Annotated in this window: 15 protein-coding genes and 2 pseudogenes; 8 read left to right on the top strand and 9 right to left on the bottom strand. The window is 62.8% G+C overall.

Annotated features, from left to right (window positions below):
- Window positions 1-4: 4 nt before the first annotated feature.
- Entirely contained in the window at window positions 5-391 is a 387-nt protein-coding gene (locus tag NMG46_RS26810; protein WP_254820349.1) for an RcnB family protein, read from the bottom strand.
- Between the two features lie 377 nt (window positions 392-768).
- On the opposite strand from NMG46_RS26810, the gene NMG46_RS26805 reads away from it, so the two are divergent.
- The 3 genes from NMG46_RS26805 to NMG46_RS26795 all read left to right on the top strand — a co-directional run bounded on the left by NMG46_RS26805 (window position 769) and on the right by NMG46_RS26795 (window position 4088).
- A complete protein-coding gene (locus NMG46_RS26805) occupies window positions 769-2433 on the top strand; it encodes a Na/Pi cotransporter family protein (RefSeq protein WP_254820348.1) in 1665 nt (554 codons plus the stop codon).
- A 135-nt stretch (window positions 2434-2568) separates the two neighbouring features.
- Window positions 2569-2778: a DUF2061 domain-containing protein gene (locus NMG46_RS26800; RefSeq protein ID WP_023678301.1), complete on the top strand. Its 210-nt coding sequence runs from the start codon at window positions 2569-2571 to the stop codon at window positions 2776-2778.
- A 128-nt stretch (window positions 2779-2906) separates the two neighbouring features.
- A complete protein-coding gene (locus NMG46_RS26795; RefSeq protein WP_254820371.1) occupies window positions 2907-4088 on the top strand; it encodes an MFS transporter in 1182 nt (393 codons plus the stop codon).
- Window positions 4089-4090: 2 nt separating this feature from the next.
- Here NMG46_RS26795 and NMG46_RS26790 read toward each other — a convergent pair.
- Together NMG46_RS26790 and NMG46_RS26785 are read right to left on the bottom strand one after the other, a co-directional pair.
- Window positions 4091-4647: pseudogene (locus NMG46_RS26790) on the bottom strand (GNAT family N-acetyltransferase).
- A 56-nt stretch (window positions 4648-4703) separates the two neighbouring features.
- On the bottom strand, window positions 4704-5153 hold the full coding sequence (locus NMG46_RS26785) for a GatB/YqeY domain-containing protein (protein WP_254820347.1): 450 nt from the start codon (window positions 5151-5153) through the stop codon (window positions 4704-4706).
- Window positions 5154-5479: 326 nt separating this feature from the next.
- On the opposite strand from NMG46_RS26785, the gene carA reads away from it, so the two are divergent.
- A complete protein-coding gene (gene carA, locus NMG46_RS26780) occupies window positions 5480-6688 on the top strand; it encodes a glutamine-hydrolyzing carbamoyl-phosphate synthase small subunit (protein ID WP_254820370.1) in 1209 nt (402 codons plus the stop codon).
- Window positions 6689-6743: 55 nt separating this feature from the next.
- Here carA and NMG46_RS26775 read toward each other — a convergent pair whose 3' ends face one another.
- The 3 genes from NMG46_RS26775 to mntR all read right to left on the bottom strand — a co-directional run bounded on the left by NMG46_RS26775 (window position 6744) and on the right by mntR (window position 9748).
- Entirely contained in the window at window positions 6744-8012 is a 1269-nt protein-coding gene (locus NMG46_RS26775) for a TCR/Tet family MFS transporter (protein ID WP_254820346.1), read from the bottom strand.
- Window positions 8013-8163: 151 nt separating this feature from the next.
- Window positions 8164-9084: a neutral zinc metallopeptidase gene (locus tag NMG46_RS26770; protein ID WP_254820345.1), complete on the bottom strand. Its 921-nt coding sequence runs from the start codon at window positions 9082-9084 to the stop codon at window positions 8164-8166.
- 208 nt (window positions 9085-9292) lie between these two features.
- The gene (mntR, locus tag NMG46_RS26765) at window positions 9293-9748 is read right to left on the bottom strand and encodes a manganese-binding transcriptional regulator MntR (RefSeq protein ID WP_254820344.1); all 456 of its coding nucleotides are present in this window, start codon (window positions 9746-9748) and stop codon (window positions 9293-9295) included.
- A 235-nt stretch (window positions 9749-9983) separates the two neighbouring features.
- Here mntR and NMG46_RS26760 point away from each other — a divergent pair, with 235 nt between their 5' ends.
- Together NMG46_RS26760 and NMG46_RS26755 are read left to right on the top strand one after the other, a co-directional pair.
- Entirely contained in the window at window positions 9984-11351 is a 1368-nt protein-coding gene (locus NMG46_RS26760) for an Nramp family divalent metal transporter (RefSeq protein WP_254820343.1), read from the top strand.
- A gap of 150 nt (window positions 11352-11501) precedes the next feature.
- Window positions 11502-12154, top strand: a pseudogene (locus NMG46_RS26755) (dihydrofolate reductase family protein).
- Between the two features lie 52 nt (window positions 12155-12206).
- Here the strand turns inward: NMG46_RS26755 and NMG46_RS26750 are convergent.
- The gene (locus tag NMG46_RS26750) at window positions 12207-13076 is read right to left on the bottom strand and encodes a LysR substrate-binding domain-containing protein (RefSeq protein WP_254820369.1); all 870 of its coding nucleotides are present in this window, start codon (window positions 13074-13076) and stop codon (window positions 12207-12209) included.
- 92 nt (window positions 13077-13168) lie between these two features.
- Here NMG46_RS26750 and NMG46_RS26745 point away from each other — a divergent pair, with 92 nt between their 5' ends.
- Window positions 13169-13768 carry a LysE family translocator gene (locus NMG46_RS26745; RefSeq protein WP_254820342.1) on the top strand — a complete coding sequence of 200 codons (600 nt, stop codon included), beginning with the start codon at window positions 13169-13171 and terminating at the stop codon, window positions 13766-13768.
- 18 nt (window positions 13769-13786) lie between these two features.
- Here the strand turns inward: NMG46_RS26745 and NMG46_RS26740 are convergent, their stop codons facing one another.
- Window positions 13787-14578, bottom strand: a complete 792-nt coding sequence (locus tag NMG46_RS26740; RefSeq protein WP_254820341.1) for an SDR family oxidoreductase — start codon at window positions 14576-14578, stop codon at window positions 13787-13789.
- Window positions 14579-14771: 193 nt separating this feature from the next.
- On the opposite strand from NMG46_RS26740, the gene NMG46_RS26735 reads away from it, so the two are divergent.
- Complete coding sequence (locus tag NMG46_RS26735) at window positions 14772-15230, top strand: MarR family winged helix-turn-helix transcriptional regulator (RefSeq protein WP_254820340.1); 459 nt, start codon at window positions 14772-14774, stop codon at window positions 15228-15230.
- 37 nt (window positions 15231-15267) lie between these two features.
- Here the strand turns inward: NMG46_RS26735 and NMG46_RS26730 are convergent, their stop codons facing one another.
- Entirely contained in the window at window positions 15268-16446 is a 1179-nt protein-coding gene (locus tag NMG46_RS26730) for an MFS transporter (protein WP_254820339.1), read from the bottom strand.
- Window positions 16447-16542 lie beyond the last annotated feature (96 nt).

Raw genomic sequence — 16542 nt, 5'->3', positions numbered from 1 at the left:
CCGCTCACTGCGCGGCGATGGCACCGAAGATCAGGCCGGAGAGAACGCTTACCAGCAGATAGTCGTTACCGACCCGGATCCATTCCTGACCGGGACCCGGACGGCGCAGGCCATAGTGGCGATAATCGCGAATCGGCTGATGACGCTTCCAGCTCGAATATCTCTGGCCGTTGCGCCAATGGCTGCGCCTCACGACGATCTTCGTCTTCTTCACTACGACGCGCTTGGTCACGTCGACATGCTTGTTCACATGCCTGCCGGGCTTCTGCCAGTCGACCTGGCTGTAGTTCGACTGCGGCGCGTTTGGTGTGTTCAGGGGTGCAGCCTGGCCCTGCAAGGCGGTTGCAGCCAGCATCGAGAAGGCAATGGCGGAAAGAATGATACGTTTCATGGCGGGTACTCCTTGGTTGTCGATGCCTCGGAATAGAGCCGGAAGGATGAACCGAAACTGAATGCATAGATTACGTTTTCGTAATGATTTCTTACATTTAGAACGACTAATTCAGCGATACCTTTAAAGTGACCGTTCGAGAATGGACGCATGACCTTCCGCAACCCCGCAGGCTATGCAACCATTTTGTCAGCCATCCATTTCCGACACGCCGCGTCGTGTGGCAACACGCGTCCGAACCGGGCAAAATTTATTATTCGGCTAAAATAAGTCGGAGTAGTATCAACCCCTGCAATGTCCACGATTCGCGCCCACTTTTGCCCCTTTGACGTCACCGCGCCCGCGTCGCCGGCACCTGTCGCGTTGCGGGGCCTGGCATGAGTGGCTCGGTCGTCTTGCTGCACCTTGCCGGTGCGGTGGCACTGATGCTGTTTGCCACCCGTCTGGTGAAAACCGGCGTCGAGCGCGCCTACGGCGATGTGCTGCGCCACAAACTGCGCGCCACCATGCGCAATCCGTTCATGGCGGTTCTGGCCGGCTGCGGCCTGGCGGTCGCACTGCAAAGCTCGACCGCCGTCACCTTGCTGGTCGGCTCATTCGCCGGCTCCGGCATCGTCAGCGGCATGTCGGGCCAGCTTGCGGTGCGCGGCGCCGAGATCGGCTCGGCGCTGGTGGTCAAGCTGCTTACCTTTGATCTGTCGCTTCTGGTGCCGGTCTGCCTGGTCGCCGGCACCGTCATGTTCATGGCCACCGAGCGGCGCGACTGGCGCCAGTTCGGCCGCATCCTGGTCGGCATCGGCCTGCTGCTTCTGTCGCTGGAGATGATCGGCCAGGCGTCGGAGCCGCTGCGCCAGAGCACGCTGATGCCGCTCATCGTCGATTACTTCTCCGGCGATCCGGTCACCGCCTATCTTCTGGCAGCATTGGTCACCTGGCTGTTCCATTCCTCGATTGCCGCGGTGCTGCTGATGGTGACGCTCGCCGGCCGCGGTTTCATCCCGCCCGAACTCGGCATTGTGCTGGTGCTCGGCGTCAATCTCGGCTCTTCGATCATCGCGCCGCTTCTAACCCGCAACGCAGAGCCCGGCGTTCGCATCGTGCCGATCGGAAATCTCCTGATGCGCGGCATGGGTTCGCTGATCATGCTGATCCTGTTCCTGACGTTCAAGCCGCCGGTCGCCTTCTTGGGCAGCACCGTGCCCGAGCAGATCGTCAATGCCCACATCGCCTTCAACATCTTGATCCTGATCGCCGGCGTGCCGCTGGCGCGCCTGGTCTATCGCGCCTCGGAAAAGATCGTGGCGCTGGGCACCAAGCCGCAGCCCGCCAACGCGCTCGACGTCGTTGAGCTTTCCGCGCTGAACGAAAGTGCGCTCGACGTGCCGAGCCAGGCATTAGCCAACGCCACCCGCGAGGTGGTGCGGGTCTGCGAAACGGTCGAGATCATGCTGAAACGGATCATCGAGCTCTATGAGAGCGCCGATGCCGACAAGATTGGCGCGCTGGCCGCACTCGACGACCGTGTCGACAGAAAGCACGCGGCAATCAAGCTCTATCTGGCCAGGGTCACCAAGAACCCGCTGAGCGAGGACGAGGCCCTGCGTTGCCAGGAGCTGATCGGCGCCTGCGTCAAGCTGGAGCAGGTCGGCGACATCATTGTGCGCAACATGCTGGTCCACGTGAAGAAGAAATTCGAGCGCGGGCTGGAGTTCACGCCGGAAGGATGGCGTGAGCTTTGCGCCTTCCATGCCTTGGTGCTTGCCAATGCCAGGCTTGCCTTCAACGTGCTGGTGTCCCGCGATCCGGAGACCGCTCGTCAGTTGGTGCTGGAAAAGGACCGGCTGCGCGACCGCGAGAAGGAAACCAGCCAGAGCCATTTCGTGCGGCTGCGCGACGGCACCGCCAAGAGTGTCGAGACCAGTTCCATCCATCTCGACACCATTCGGGACCTCAAGCAGATCAACTCGCTGCTCGCCTCGATGGCCTATCCCGTGCTTGAGGAGCGCGGTCTGCTCACCGGTTCGCGGCTGAAGGCTGGATAGATTGCGTCCACAGGCCAGGTAGCTTCAGAACATCGCCTATGAAAATTGCGGTGGGCCCCGCGCAAAAAATTATCTTTGCGCGTTTTCCCGTCTGTCGGCTAAAGGATCGTCCCATATCTACCGGGAGGAAAGTCGATGGACACCCATTCTCGCAGCTTCGCCAAGGCGCTTTCCTGGCGCGTCACCGGCACCATCGACACGATGATCATCTCGCTCGTCGTGACCGGAAGCATCAAGCTCGCCGCGGCCATCGGCCTGACCGAGGTCGTCACCAAGTCGCTGCTCTATTATCTTCACGAACGGGCGTGGCTGAAAATTCCTTATGGGAGGAAGGCAGCCGCCTAGCTCTTGCCTCCGCGGCGGGCGCCAGACCGGCGATCAAGAAAAGCTAAAGCGGCGTCGCCAATTTCTGGATTGCCCGCTGCCCCCATCCGTGGTTTGAGGCCAGCTTGTCCGAGGATCTCCTTCGCGCCATGCTGCCCCTCATTGCCCTGTTCATAGCTGCCTTCGCCTTCGGCACCACCGAATTCGTCATCGCCGGCGTGCTGCCGCAGGTGGCGGATGGCCTTGGCGTCGCGATTCCGACCGCCGGCTATCTCGTTTCCGGCTATGCCGGCGGCATTGCAGTCGGCGGCCCGCTGCTGGCGCTCGCCACCAAAAGGTTCTCCCGCAAGGCCCTGCTGCTTGGACTGACTGCAGCCTTCACCATCGGCCAGGCCGCCTGCGCGCTGGCGCCCGACTTCGCCTCGATGCTGCTGTTGCGGATAGCGGTGGCCGTGGCGCATGGCGCCTATTTCGGCGTTGCCATGGTGGTGGCCGTCGGCCTTGTGCGCGAAGACCAGCGCGGCATGGCGGTGGCGCTGATCCTGTCCGGCCTCACCGTATCGAACGTCATCGGCGTTCCGGCCGGCACGGCAATCGGCAACATCTGGGGATGGCGTGCAACATTCTGGGTGATGTGCGCGCTCGGTGTGGTGGCCTTCGCGGCAATCGGCGCCCTGCTGCCGCGCAAGACGGGATCGTCGAGCCCGTCAGTGAGCCTTGGAAGCGAGGTCCGCGTGCTCGCACGTCAGCAGGTCTGGACCTCGCTCATTATCATGCTGATGCTGATGATCGGCCAGTTCGGCCTGTTCACCTATATCACGCCGACGCTGCTTGAGGTCACAGGCCTCGACGAGAAATGGATACCTTGGGTGCTCTTGCTCAATGGGGTCGGCGCAACGATCGGCGTCTTCGTCGGCGGGCGGCTCGCCGACTGGAAGCTGATGCCGTCGCTCATCGCCATGCTTTTCCTGCAGGCGGTGATGCTCGCCTTGATCTATGCCGTCAGTTCTTACCCACTGCCGATGGTGATAGCGATCTTCGTCTGGGGCGGCCTCAACTTCGCCATCGGCACGCCGATCCAGACCCGCATACTGACTTGGACCGCGGACGCCTCCAATCTTGCCTCGTCGCTCATTCCGTCGGGCTTCAATGTCGGCATCGCGCTCGCCGCATCCCTCGGCGCGGCCATGCTCAATGCCGGCTATGGCTATCGCAGCCTGCCGGTGGTTGGCGCGGTCGCCATGCTGGTCGCGGTCGCGGTTGCGCTTGCCTCGCATGTCTGGGAATGGCGAAGCCGGGCTGCGCCGCCGCTGCCGGCTGCCGCCGAATAGGGCTACAGATCGATCCGGTAGCGCAGGCTTTCCGCGCCGCCATAGCGGCGTCCTCGAAGAAACGCCCGACGAGCCGGCCGCCATTGGCCAGAACGACCTTCTGCGAGGGCACATTGTGAGGCTTGCAGGTGATTTCGACGAAGGGCAGGCCAACAGCCCTCGCCTCCACCAGCATCAGCCGCAGCGCCTCGGTCGCATAGCCGCGTCCCCGTTTCCACGGCACCACCGCATAGCCGATGTGGCCGAGCACATGCGACGGCAGCGCCGCGGTGCCGTGTTGCCAGCGCAAGCCGATTGAGCCTGCGACTTCCCCGTCCCAGATCCAGCGCCGGAATCCGGGCAGCCGCGGCACCGTCGAACCGTCGGGCAAGGTGATCGGCGGTCCCTTGCCATCGGAATCGTCGAGATCGCCAAGGAAAGTCGCTGGATCCTTTTCGATAGCCGCAAGCTGCTCGCGCGTCGCGTCGAGCAGCCGCACATTGTCCGGCGACCAGCCACGCTCGAGAGCCGCCTTGTAGGACGGCAGGTGTTCAAGCGCCGGTTTGACGAGTTCGATCACGGGCGCGAGCTTTTGGCTGCCGGATTGCGGGCGCGACGGCAAGAGCCTTCGGCAGCTTACTGGAGTAGACTCTTGACGATGCCGCTCGCCTTGGAAAAATCCATCTGACCGGCGTATTTCTCCTTGAGCGCCGCCATCACCTTGCCCATGTCCTTGACGCCGCTGGCGCCGGTCTCGGCAATCGCGGAACGGACGGCGCTTTCCGTCTCAACCTGGCCCAGTTGCGTCGGCAGGAAGTCGCGGATGATGGCCATCTCGTCGCGCTCCTGCGCCGCAAGCTCCGGCCGCTTGCCGTCATCGAACGCCTTGGCCGATTCCTCGCGCTGCTTCACCATCTTGGCCAGGATCTGCAGGATCTCGTCGTCGCTGGCCGGCTCCTTGCCGGCGCCGCGATTGGCGATGTCGCGGTCGTGAATGGCCGCCTGGATCAGCCGCAATGTCGGCAGCCGGCGCTTGTCCTGCGCCTTCATCGCGCTCTTCAGAGATTCGGCGATTTTGCCTCGCATAGTGCTTTCTCCTTCGAATGCGGCGGACAATAGCCGTGCCGAAAGCCCAACGCAAATGCGACACTACCGGCAAATCCCTGATATTGTTCGACGAAATAAATCCGGGCTCGCACTTCCTGACATCATTGACCGCCTTGGCGCCTTCCCCTATGTACTGGGCCTTGCATGAACTGAATTCTAGTGCACGTCGCCCAAAAGTGCGTAGCTGTTTTGGGCAACGACATGCACACGTGAAAACTTAGCGCGCCGAGGCTGTGAGATCGCCGCTTCGCGCTTTTTGTTGCGCCGACTGAGGGCGCACCTTTAGGAGTGCCGCCGTGGCAACGATGACCGCCGCATCGCCCCCCCCTTGGGCCACCGACAAGCCGACTGCCCTGCTGGTGCTGGCCGACGGCACCGTCATCGAGGGTCGCGGTCTGGGCGCCGCCGGCTCCGCCGTCGCCGAGGTCTGCTTCAACACTGCGCTGACCGGCTATCAGGAGATCCTCACCGACCCATCCTATGCCGGCCAGATCGTCACTTTCACCTTTCCGCATATCGGCAATATCGGCACAAACGACGAAGATATCGAGGACCTCAACCCCCTGGCCCGCGTCGGCGCCGTCGGCGCCGTGTTCAAGGCCGACGTCACCAACCCGTCGAATTATCGCGCCGGAACCGGTCTCGACCAGTGGCTGAAGAAGCGCGGCATCGTCGCACTTTCAGGCATCGACACGCGGGCGCTGACCACGCTGATCCGCGAAAAGGGCATGCCAAATGCCGTCATCGCGCACGCGCCCGATGGTATCTTCGACGTCGATGATCTCAAGCGCCGCGCCGCCGCGTGGTCGGGGCTTATCGGGCTTGATCTGGCCAAGGAGGTCACCTCCGGCCAATCCTCGGTCTGGCGCGAGACGCCCTGGGCCTGGAACGAGGGCTTTGGCGAACAGGCTGACCCGTCGATGCACGTCGTTGCCGTCGACTACGGGGTCAAGCGCAACATATTGCGCCTGCTGGCCGGCCTCGGCGCCAAGGTAACCGTGGTGCCGGCAAAAACCGGCGCCGAGGAGATCCTGGCGATGCGGCCCGACGGCATTTTTCTATCCAACGGCCCTGGCGATCCGGAAGCAACCGGCGACTACGCCGTGCCGGTCATTCAGGATCTTTTGAAGACCGATATCCCACTGTTCGGCATCTGCCTCGGCCACCAGATGCTGGCGCTGGCGCTGGGCGGCAAGACTGCAAAAATGCATCAGGGCCACCATGGCGCAAATCATCCGGTCAAGGACCACACCACCGGCAAGGTCGAGATCGTCTCGATGAACCATGGCTTTGCCGTCGACGCCGACTCGTTGCCGAGCGGCGTCGAGGAAACCCATGTCTCGCTGTTCGACGGTTCGAATTGCGGCATTGCGCTCACCGGCAGACCGGTCTTCTCGGTCCAGCATCATCCCGAAGCCTCGCCCGGGCCGCAAGATTCGCACTATCTGTTTCGCCGCTTCGTCAACCTGATCCGCGAAAAGCGCGGCGAGCCGGCACTGGCCGAGCGTGTTTAGCGCATTGCGTAAAAACGGATTTAACTAACGGCGCCGGCCGGGCTCCCGGCGCCGATCAAGCCCCGTCCGTCACCGCTTCCTGCGCGTGCATGCGTTTGACTTCCTTCGGCGTCGGCTTGGCCACCCTGGTGACGAAGACGACGAGCGCCAGCGTGAGGAAAATCGCGCCGAGCAGATACGGGGCACCGCCGAAAGCTACGGGCGCGTTCGGGCCCGTGAACCAGGAAAAGATCGCCGTATAAAGCAGCGGTGTGATGATCGAGGTGATCGAGAAGATCGAGGTCATTGCGCCCTGGAGTTCGCCCTGGGCGGAAGGTGGCACTTTGGCGGCCGCAAGGCTTCTGAGCGGCGGGTCGGCCAACGCCTCGAGACACCCGACGACGATCACTGCATAGATCATCCAGCCTTGTGACGCGAAGGCGTAGCCGAAGGCGCTGAGTGCGGTAAATGCCAGACCGATTACCGCCGTCTTCCACTCGCCAAGCTTAGGGATCACGCGCGGCAGGACAGTCGCCATGACGATCGCCCCGCACAGGCCGAAAGCGCCGAGCGAGAAGCCGATCTGTTGTTCGCTCCAGCCATAGCGATAACTGGAGACGAACGACCAGACCGCAGGATACATCATGTGCCCCAGCGTCATCAGAAAGAAGACAAGTCCGATCCAGCCGATACCTTCGTAGTTGCGCATCTGGACGAGCGTGCCGACCGGGTTGGCGCGTTTCCACTCGAAGCGGCGACGGTGCTTGTTATCAAGTGTTTCCGGCAACAGAAACAGCGCGATCAGAAAGTTTGCGAAGGCAAGCCCGGCAGCGAAATAGAACGGCACACGCGGCCCGAACGTGCCGAGCAACCCGCCCAGAACCGGCCCGATGACGAAGCCGACGCCGAAAGCAATGCCGAGCAGCCCGAAATTCTTCGCACGATTTTCGTCGGTCGAGATATCGGCGATGAATGCCGATGTCGTGGAATAACTGGCGCCGGAAATGCCGGCCAGCACGCGGCCGATGAACAGCATCGGATAGGACCAGGCGATAGCGCAGATCAGATTGTCGATAGCGAACGTCAGCACCGAGGCGAGCAGGATAGGCCGCCGCCCGAACCGGTCGCTCAACCCGCCCATCACCGGTGCGAAAACGAACTGCATCGCCGCATAGACGAAGAACAGCCAGCCGCCCTCGATAGCCGCCTCGCTGATGCCGACGCCGGTCAATTCCCTGAGATAGGCCGGCAGCACCGGCATAATGATGCCGAAGCCGATGACGTCGAGCAGCAGGGTGGTGAAAACAAGCGCAAGGCCCCGCCTGGCGGTTTTGGGGTCTATCATGATGGTTATCTCCTCGGGCCGCCCGAGCGAACGGGGACACACTTTATAGGCGAGCACATCGCTGGGAACAATGAGGGAACGGGCAGAGTGCTTCCATCCTGACATCCCCTGACTGCGATCCAGTCTCTCGGATTACGAGAAAACCGTCGGCTCAGATCGGGTTGTTGAACGTGTCGCAGTCTGAAAGCTTGCCGTTCTGGAAACCTCGCGCCAGCCAGGTCTGCCGCTGCTGCGACGTGCCGTGGTTGAAGCTTTCCGGCACGACGTAGCCCTGCATCTTCTTCTGCAGCGTGTCGTCGCCGATCTGTTTGGCGGCGTTCAGTGCCTCCGCCATGTCGCCCTGTTCCAAGATGCCCTTCTGACCGGTGAAATGTGCCCAGATGCCGGCAAAGCAGTCGGCCTGCAACTCGACCTGCACCGACATGTGGTTGGCGTCGGCTTCGCTCATATTCTGCCGCATCTGGTTGAATTTGGGCAGGATGCCGACGAGGTTCTGCACGTGGTGGCCGACCTCATGCGCGATCACATAGGCCTGTGCGAAATCGCCGGAGGCACCGAACTGCTGATCGAGCTGCTGGAAGAAGGTGGTGTCGAGATAGACCTTGCGATCATTGGGACAGTAGAATGGTCCGGCCGCTGACGAGGCAGAGCCGCAGGCGGAGCGAATCCGGCCGCTGAACAGGACCAGCTTTGGATCCTGATAGGTCAGGCCCTCGGACTGGAAAATACCGGTCCAGGTATCCTCAGTCTCGGCCAGCACGGTCGACACGAACTGCTTCATCTCGTCGGACGCGGGCGCACCGGTGCCGCCGCCCTGGCTGCCACTATTGTCGGTGATCTGGCCGCCGCCACCGGGCTGCAAGCCGCTGTCATCGAGGATCTGGCTCGGGTCGAAGCCGAAATACCACCCTGCCAGGAAAATCAACCCTACGATAATGATGCCCGACATGCCGCCGCCGCCGGCGCGACCGCCGATCGGGATGCGAAACTGCCCCGGTCCACCGCCAAGCCCGCCGCTCTGGCCGCGCTCGTCCTCGACATTGTCACTCTGACGACGGCCCTTCCAGAGCATGGCAACCCCCGTGATGCAATTTTCCGGCCGATCGGGCCGTATCCCGGTTCGATCGGACACGACAACAATTATCTCAACGGTTACGCCAAGTCACAGTATTTTTGGTGCGAACAAGCAATGCTTGCTGACGCTTGTTTGCTCTGGCCGAACATCGCAGGGTCTGTGGCGTTCGCCCTGCTCGTGGGAAGCAAGTCGCGCCACGTGTTTTTCAGCGGGCGGCGATTATTGCCTTGCGAAAGGCTTCGAGCGTCTCGGCGCTGACATGATGCTCGATGCCCTCTGCGTCGATGCGCGCCGTCTCGGCACTGACGCCGAGCGAACGCAGGAAGGCCTCGACCGTCTGGTGGCGAATGCGGCTCTCTTCCGCAACCTTGCGGCCGGCCTCGGTCAGGAACACGCCGCGATAAGGCTTCCGGGAGACCAGCCCGTCGGCGCACAGCCGCGTCAGCATTTTCGCCACCGTCGGCTGAGCGACGCCGAGCCGTGCCGCGATATCGACCTGGCGCGCCTCGTTGCCGTCCTCGATCAGGTCGGCGATGAGCTCGACATAATCCTCGACCAGCGCGCTGCGGCGCGCTTCACGCGTCTGCCTGAAGCCTTCCGAGTGGATTTCTGCATCAGGCAGCGGCTTTTCGCGAGGAACCGGTCTTTTCTTCAGCGCCAATACGCGCTCCTCCCGGCAGTTTGAATCGACATTGCAGTCATAACACGGAACCCTATTTGTTCTGGCCGTTTATTTCCATTCGGTGGCCGGCGCAACCGGCGGTCACTGCGTTCCGGCCGCACGGCCCAGTGGCCACACGAAAAAGCTCCGACAATGAAATATAGCATATTGCATAATGTTCAGCCGTGGCATAGATAAGGAGACAACATCGATCGTTCCAGTGGAAAGCCATTTCATGTCGGAAGCCGAAGCCACCTCAGCCCCCGGGTCCATGTGGCGATTTGCCCGCCCGGAGGACGACGAGCAGCCCAGCCTTCGCGAAGTCAACGCAACGATCGCGGTGCCGCATTCGGGGATCTGGCTTCGCCGGCTGTTCGCCTTCATGGGGCCGGGCTACATGGTTTCGGTCGGCTACATGGATCCGGGCAATTGGGCGACCGACCTCGCCGGCGGAGCCCAATTCGGCTACACGCTGCTGTTCATCATCATGTTGTCGAACCTGATGGCGATCCTGCTGCAGGCGCTCGCCGCCCGGCTCGGCATCGCCACCGGCCGCGACCTTGCGCAGGCGTGCCGCGCCTATTATCCGCGACCGGTCAATTTCATGCTGTGGGTCGCTTGCGAATTGGCCATCATCGCCTGCGACCTGGCCGAGGTCATTGGCACGGCAATCGCCTTGCAACTGCTGTTCGGGATTCCGCTGATCGGCGGTGCCATTATCACCGCGCTCGATGCCTTCCTGCTGCTGCTGCTGATGAACAAGGGCTTCCGTTTCCTCGAGGCCTTCATCATAGCACTTTTGATTGTCATCTTCGGCTGCTTCGCCATTCAGATCTTTGCCGCCGCGCCGCCGGTCGGCTCCATCCTGCACGCCATGTTCGTGCCGTCGTCCGAGATCGTCACCAATCCGGCGATGCTTTACATTGCCATCGGCATCATCGGCGCCACGGTGATGCCGCACAATCTCTATCTGCACTCCTCGATCGTGCAGACCCGCGCCTACGAGCGCACCGATCGCGGCAAGCGCGACGCCATCAAATGGGCGACGACCGACTCGACCATCGCGCTGATACTGGCGCTGTTCGTCAATGCCTCCATCCTGATCGTGTCGGCGGTGGCTTTCCACGGCACCGGCCATCATGACGTGGGTGAGATCGGCCAGGCGTTCGAGCTTCTGTCGCCGCTGCTTGGCCTCGGCATCGCTTCCATCCTGTTTGCGGTGGCGCTGCTTGCCTCCGGCCTGAACTCGACGGTGACGGCGACGCTGGCCGGCCAGATCGTGATGGAAGGCTTCTTGCGGCTGCGCATCCCGCAATGGGCGCGCCGCCTGCTGACGCGCGGCATCGCCATCATCCCGGTGGTGGTCGTCACCGCCCTCTATGGCGAGAAGGGCACCGGCCAGTTGCTGGTCTTCAGCCAGGTGATCCTGTCGATGCAGCTTCCCTTCGCGGTCGTCCCGCTGGTGCAGTTCGTCTCGGACAAGCGCAAAATGGGCAATTTCGCCATTTCCCGCGCCGTTGCCGTGCTGGCCTGGGTGGTTGCCGCCCTCATCCTGGTGCTCAACTTCAAGCTGCTCTACGACACGGTCGTCGGTTTAGGCTGAGCGTCTGCTCCAAACTGACCCAACAACGTCGGCAATCATCCGTCCTTCCAGCCCTGGAAATTTGCCGGCCGCTGTCGGACAAATGTCTGTCTGCCCGTCCTTGGCTCGAAGTCCGGCCATGACGGCACGGATCAGCGAAAGGGAGCTCCAATGAGGAAGATCATCGCCGCAACATTCGTCAGCCTCGACGGCGTCATGCAGGCGCCCGGCGGCCCGCAAGAGGACCCTGTCGGCGGCTTCAAATTTGGCGCTGGACGTTCCACTACTGGGACGACGTGATGGGTGCCGCCATGGGCGAGACGTTTTCAAAACCGTTCGCGCTGCTTCTCGGCCGCAAGACCTACGACATCTTCGCCGCCCATTGGCCCTACCAGAAGAATGACCCGATCGCCGACAGCTTCAACGCCGTCACCAAATATGTGGCTACGCACAGGCCAGATACGCTGTCCTGGCAAAACAGCCAGCCGCTCGGCAGCGATGTCGTGGCGACGTTGCGCCGGATGAAGCAGGAGGACGGCCCCGACCTGCTCATTCAGGGATCGAGCGAGCTGATCCAGACCTTGCTCGCCAATGACCTGATCGACGAGATCAGCCTGCTGATTTTCCCGCTGGTGCTGGGCAAGGGCAAAAAACTGTTCGGCAGCGGCGCGATGCCTGCCGCCTTCAAGCTGACCCGTTCGCAGGCATCGACCACCGGCGTCCTCATGGCGAGCTATGAGCGCTCCGGCGAGATCAAGACCGGGTCCTTTGCCCCGGAACAGCCTTCCGAAGCCGAGATCCAGCGGCGCAAGAACTGGAAGTAGATGCCGCAGGGCGATCAAGGACGGCTGAACACTGGCCGTCCTTTTTGCTGTTTTAAGCCGCCTCTCGTCGCCGTGCCAATCCATCGCGGAGGTGGCCCGCGAATGCCAGTACGGCAGGCGCAACGCTGTGCTTCGGCAAATGCAGATTGATTGCAAAATTCGGCAATGACGGCAAATCCGGATCGTTGGCCAAAATATCGAGGTCCGCAGGTACGGTCGACGCCAACCAGGTGGTGACGGCCAAGTCCGAACGCACTGTCGCCGTCGTCGCGTCGATGCTGCCGTTTTCGAATACGGTGCGCCATGCCAGCCCGTGCTCGTTAAGCGCCTCCAGTACAACCGGACGGAACGCGCAGGTCTCGGCGACCATCGAAACCGGCAAGGGGCGTTTGCTGCGGGCGCCGCCGCCTTTGGCGCCGACCCAGACCAGCCGGTCGACAACAAGGCATTCGCCGGCCGACCGACCGACCGGCTCCTCGATCACCGCGAGCTCTATCGTGCCGGCCGCCAAGGCCGCAGCCAGCTCCGGCGACGAGGCGCAGACAAGCGAGATCTCGACCTGCGGATACGCCTCGGCATAGGCCTTGAGCACCGGTGCAAGCAAGGTGCCGACAAGGTCGTACGGCACGCCAAGCCGCACCTGACCGGCAACTGCATCGCCCGCCATCTCCGCCAGGATCTCGTCATTGAGCGAAAGCAGGCGCTTGCCCTTGCCGAACAGCCGCTCGCCGGAGCGGGTCAGCCGCAATCCGCTCCGATCGCGGTCGAACAGCCTACAGCCGAGAACCTCTTCCAAACGCTTGACCTGCTGGCTGACGGCACCTTGCGTCAAATGCAGCGCGTTGGCCGCCGCCGTCATGCTGGCCCTGTCGGCAACGGTGACAAAGGTTCGGATCAGGACAGTGTCGAGGTTGCGGAGCATCAAGCCATTATATTTGCTAATGCATGTCATAGCAAACATTGCATTTACTGATGAGCAAAACAGCTTACCGTGCAGGCTTCAAAGGAAGCAGCATGTTTGAAACCGTCCTTCCCCTCGTCCTGTTCGCGCTGGTCTCTACCTCAACGCCCGGCATGGCCACGACGTTGTCGACGGCGTCCGGCGCGCAGTTCGGGTTTCGCCGCTCTATCCCGCTGATGGCCGGAAGTGCGGCCGGCCTGGCCACAGTGGCTGCGGCAGGGGCTGCCGGGCTCGCTGGTCTGCTGGCCGCCGCTCCTTCGCTGCAACTGGCAATGAAAATGGCCGGTACCCTCTATCTGGTATGGCTTGCCCTCAAGATCGGCCGCAGCGGTCCGCCCAATCTGGACGTGGCCATGGCAAAGCCGAACAGCTTTTTGGGCGGCGCCGGCCTGCAATGGATGAACCCAAAGGGCTGGGCCATGGGGCTGGGAGCGGCGGCATCTTTTGCCGCGCTCGCCAAAGGGCCGCTGCAGCTCGCCTTGCTGCTCGGCACCGTCTTCGGCCTTGCAGCGGCTCTATCCCTGGCAGCATGGTGCGTGGCGGGCACGCTGCTCGCCCGGTTGCTGCGAACCGAGCGGCAGTGGCGCATGCTCAACGCCGTGCTTGGCCTGCTGCTGGCCGCCTCGATCATTCCGATGTGGCGGACAGCGTAAGGTTGGTCTTTAGCTATGTCAGGCAGTGTAACGCGCCGCCGGCTTGCCGGCCAGAAGACTGCCGAAGAAGCCTTGCCGAACGCCAAGAAAGGCATCCACCCCGGCAACATCGGCAAGACCCGGTGCCGTGAACGCTTCACCCTTTGCCAGGCCAACCAGCGCTGCATCGACCAGATCGTCGGCCGTCATCACGATCTCTTGCGGCACATTGGCAATATCGCTTCCCGCAACTTCCCAGAATTCTGTCCGCGTGGCCCCCGGCAAGACCACCTGCACGGCGACCTTCGTGCCCGCGACTTCCCGCTGCAAGGCCTCGGTGAAGTTGACGACGTAGGCTTTGGTGCCGCTGTAGATGCCGCCGAACGAGGTATCGAAGGCAAGCACCGAGGCGATGTTGACGATGGCGCCGCGGTTGCGCGACAGCAGCCCCGGCAGCACCGCGCGCGTCAGCCGAGTCAGCGCCACGACATTGACCTTGATCATGCGCTCGGCGACATCGGCTTCAGCCGTTGCCACCACCTGCGCGCCGCCGAGGCCGGCATTGTTGACCAGCAGCGTCACGCTGTCGTCGGTTGATATCGCCTGCTCGACCCGTCGCAGATCGCCGTCGTCGGCCAAGTCGGCGCCGATGACGCTGACCTTTATGCCATACGCGTAGCGGAGCCTCTCCGCCAATTCCTCCAACCGATCGGCGCGCCGCGCCACCAGCACCAGATCATAACCTTGGCCGGCGAGCCGGTCGGCATAGATCGCACCGATGCCGGACGAGGCGCCGGTGACGACCGCAGTACCTTTGTCCTGATTGCTCATTGTCTTGTTCCTTCTGGTTCGATTCCAAATGCCGGTGCCGCAGGGCAACCCCTGCTTCGACTGGCACACGAATTATTGGCATATGCCACCATTGAAACATAGGCATATGCCACCATCTTGTCAATCCGGGGAGCAAGGACTATTTCTGGTTTGCATCGAGGGGCCCTTCCGGTCCCTCATCGGAAATCCGCCAATGTCCCAAACCACCCTGCCCGGCCTGGCGCTTTGCAACAACGCCATGCTGCGCCGCGCGACGCGGAAACTCGGCCAGTTCTATGACGATGTGCTGGCCCCATCGGGTCTGAAGGCCACGCAGCAGGGCCTGCTCTACCAGATCCACATCGGCAACGAACCGACGATGGGTGCCATTGCCGCGGCCCTCGTCATGGACCTGTCGGCCCTCGGTCATACGCTGAAGCCGCTGATCAGGGATGGTTATATCGAGACCTTCTCCGACCCTGCCGACCGCCGCATCAGGCGCGTCAGGCTGACATCGCAGGGCCGGATCAAGCTCGAAGAAGCTCTGAAGCTGTGGCAAGTCGCTCAGCAGCGCTTCGAGGAGATGTTTGGAAAAGAGCAGGCCGCAAGCCTGCGAGCGGCGCTGGACGAAATCGCCGCGCTTGATTTTGACGTACCGCCGGCCGCGAGTTGAATTATCAGCGGCCGGCAGCCAAGCTCCGCTAACAGCCCTATTCGGCCGGCATCGCCACCGGTCGCGCCGCCAGGTGGCCCGCCAGCACTACGCCCAGACCGATGATCGGGAATGCCGCCGCGACCACGCCGAGGTCGGCCGGTGCGCCATAGCGCAGCACCGCGGCGCCGACCACGGCACCCAGTGCGACGCCGAGATAGAGCGCCGAAGCGTTCAGCGACAGCACGATGGGCGCGGCATCGGGCGCCAGCTTGATGATACGGCTGGCCTGTGCCGGCGGGAACGCCCAGCCGACGATGCCCCACGGCACCATCATGGCCATGAGCGCCGGCCCGGCGATCTCGCGCGGCAGGAACATCGGGATCAGCGAAAACGTGACCAGCATGGCGGCACTCAGCGCCAGCGACCAGCAGACGGTGCGCGTCGCGCCGAAACGGTCGGCGGCCTGACCGCCGCCGATATTGCCGATGACCGCGCCAACGCCGAAAGCGAGCAGCATTCCGGGAAGCGCGATCGGGTTCAGACCGCCACCTTCGATGGCGAGCGGCGCGACAAAGGCAAAGACGGTGAAGGCGCCGATCAGGGCCAGGATGGTCGTCACCAGGATAGGCATGACGCCGGGGCGAAGTGCCGCGGCCAACCGCATCCGGAGCGGCAGCCTAGTGCCGACGATGCCGCGCGGCAGCCGGTACCACAGGATCGCGCCGGCGAGCGCGCCAAGGCCGGCAATGGCAAAGAAGGTGCCGCGCCAGCCGGCAACCGTCGCAACGAGCGCGCCGAGCGGTGCGCCGACCGCGACCGCAACCGTAGTGCCGCCGACGACCACGGCGATGGCGCGGGCGCGGTGATGATCGTCGACAAGCGCAACGGCCGTTCCCTGTGCGGTCGCCGCAAACAGGCCTGACGACAGCGCCATGACGATGCGCGCGATCAACAGCAATTCGAAGGAGGAGCTCAGCGCCGCGGCGACGTTGCCCAACACGAAGAACACCAGCGTCCACAGGATGACGCGGCGACGGTCCCATTCGCCGGTCAGCGTTGCCAGGATCGGCGTGCCGATCGCATAGGCGAGCGCAAACGCGGTGATCAGTGTGCCGGCGAGGGGAACGGAGATGGCGGCATCCTTTGCAATATCGGGCAAAAGGCTGGAGATGACGAAACCTTCGGTCGAAATCGTGAACGATCCGAGCGCAAGCCAGATGAGGCGCTTATCCATGGCAATTTCCTTAGTTCAAAGGTTATTGAACAATTGGACATAACAGGGCATGATGTCAATAAAGCCGCTGCAAAATAGCCGAACCATCCTGACAGC

This window comes from Mesorhizobium sp. LMG 17147 (assembly GCF_024297145.1).
Lineage (GTDB): Bacteria > Pseudomonadota > Alphaproteobacteria > Rhizobiales > Rhizobiaceae > Mesorhizobium.
Note: the sequence above shows the minus strand (reverse complement) of the source record. Positions and strands in the feature narration are given on the sequence as shown.

What these genes read in the sequence shown, in the direction of transcription:
- NMG46_RS26810 (WP_254820349.1), bottom strand. Translation starts at nt 391, where the DNA reads ATGAAACGTATCATTCTTTCCGCCATTGCCTTCTCGATGCTGGCTGCA.
- NMG46_RS26805 (WP_254820348.1), top strand. Translation starts at nt 769, where the DNA reads ATGAGTGGCTCGGTCGTCTTGCTGCACCTTGCCGGTGCGGTGGCACTG.
- NMG46_RS26800 (WP_023678301.1), top strand. Translation starts at nt 2,569, where the DNA reads ATGGACACCCATTCTCGCAGCTTCGCCAAGGCGCTTTCCTGGCGCGTC.
- NMG46_RS26795 (WP_254820371.1), top strand. Translation starts at nt 2,907, where the DNA reads ATGCTGCCCCTCATTGCCCTGTTCATAGCTGCCTTCGCCTTCGGCACC.
- NMG46_RS26785 (WP_254820347.1), bottom strand. Translation starts at nt 5,153, where the DNA reads ATGCGAGGCAAAATCGCCGAATCTCTGAAGAGCGCGATGAAGGCGCAG.
- carA (WP_254820370.1), top strand. Translation starts at nt 5,480, where the DNA reads ATGACCGCCGCATCGCCCCCCCCTTGGGCCACCGACAAGCCGACTGCC.
- NMG46_RS26775 (WP_254820346.1), bottom strand. Translation starts at nt 8,012, where the DNA reads ATGATAGACCCCAAAACCGCCAGGCGGGGCCTTGCGCTTGTTTTCACC.
- NMG46_RS26770 (WP_254820345.1), bottom strand. Translation starts at nt 9,084, where the DNA reads ATGCTCTGGAAGGGCCGTCGTCAGAGTGACAATGTCGAGGACGAGCGC.
- NMG46_RS26760 (WP_254820343.1), top strand. Translation starts at nt 9,984, where the DNA reads ATGTCGGAAGCCGAAGCCACCTCAGCCCCCGGGTCCATGTGGCGATTT.
- NMG46_RS26750 (WP_254820369.1), bottom strand. Translation starts at nt 13,076, where the DNA reads ATGCTCCGCAACCTCGACACTGTCCTGATCCGAACCTTTGTCACCGTT.
- NMG46_RS26745 (WP_254820342.1), top strand. Translation starts at nt 13,169, where the DNA reads ATGTTTGAAACCGTCCTTCCCCTCGTCCTGTTCGCGCTGGTCTCTACC.
- NMG46_RS26740 (WP_254820341.1), bottom strand. Translation starts at nt 14,578, where the DNA reads ATGAGCAATCAGGACAAAGGTACTGCGGTCGTCACCGGCGCCTCGTCC.
- NMG46_RS26735 (WP_254820340.1), top strand. Translation starts at nt 14,772, where the DNA reads ATGTCCCAAACCACCCTGCCCGGCCTGGCGCTTTGCAACAACGCCATG.
- NMG46_RS26730 (WP_254820339.1), bottom strand. Translation starts at nt 16,446, where the DNA reads ATGGATAAGCGCCTCATCTGGCTTGCGCTCGGATCGTTCACGATTTCG.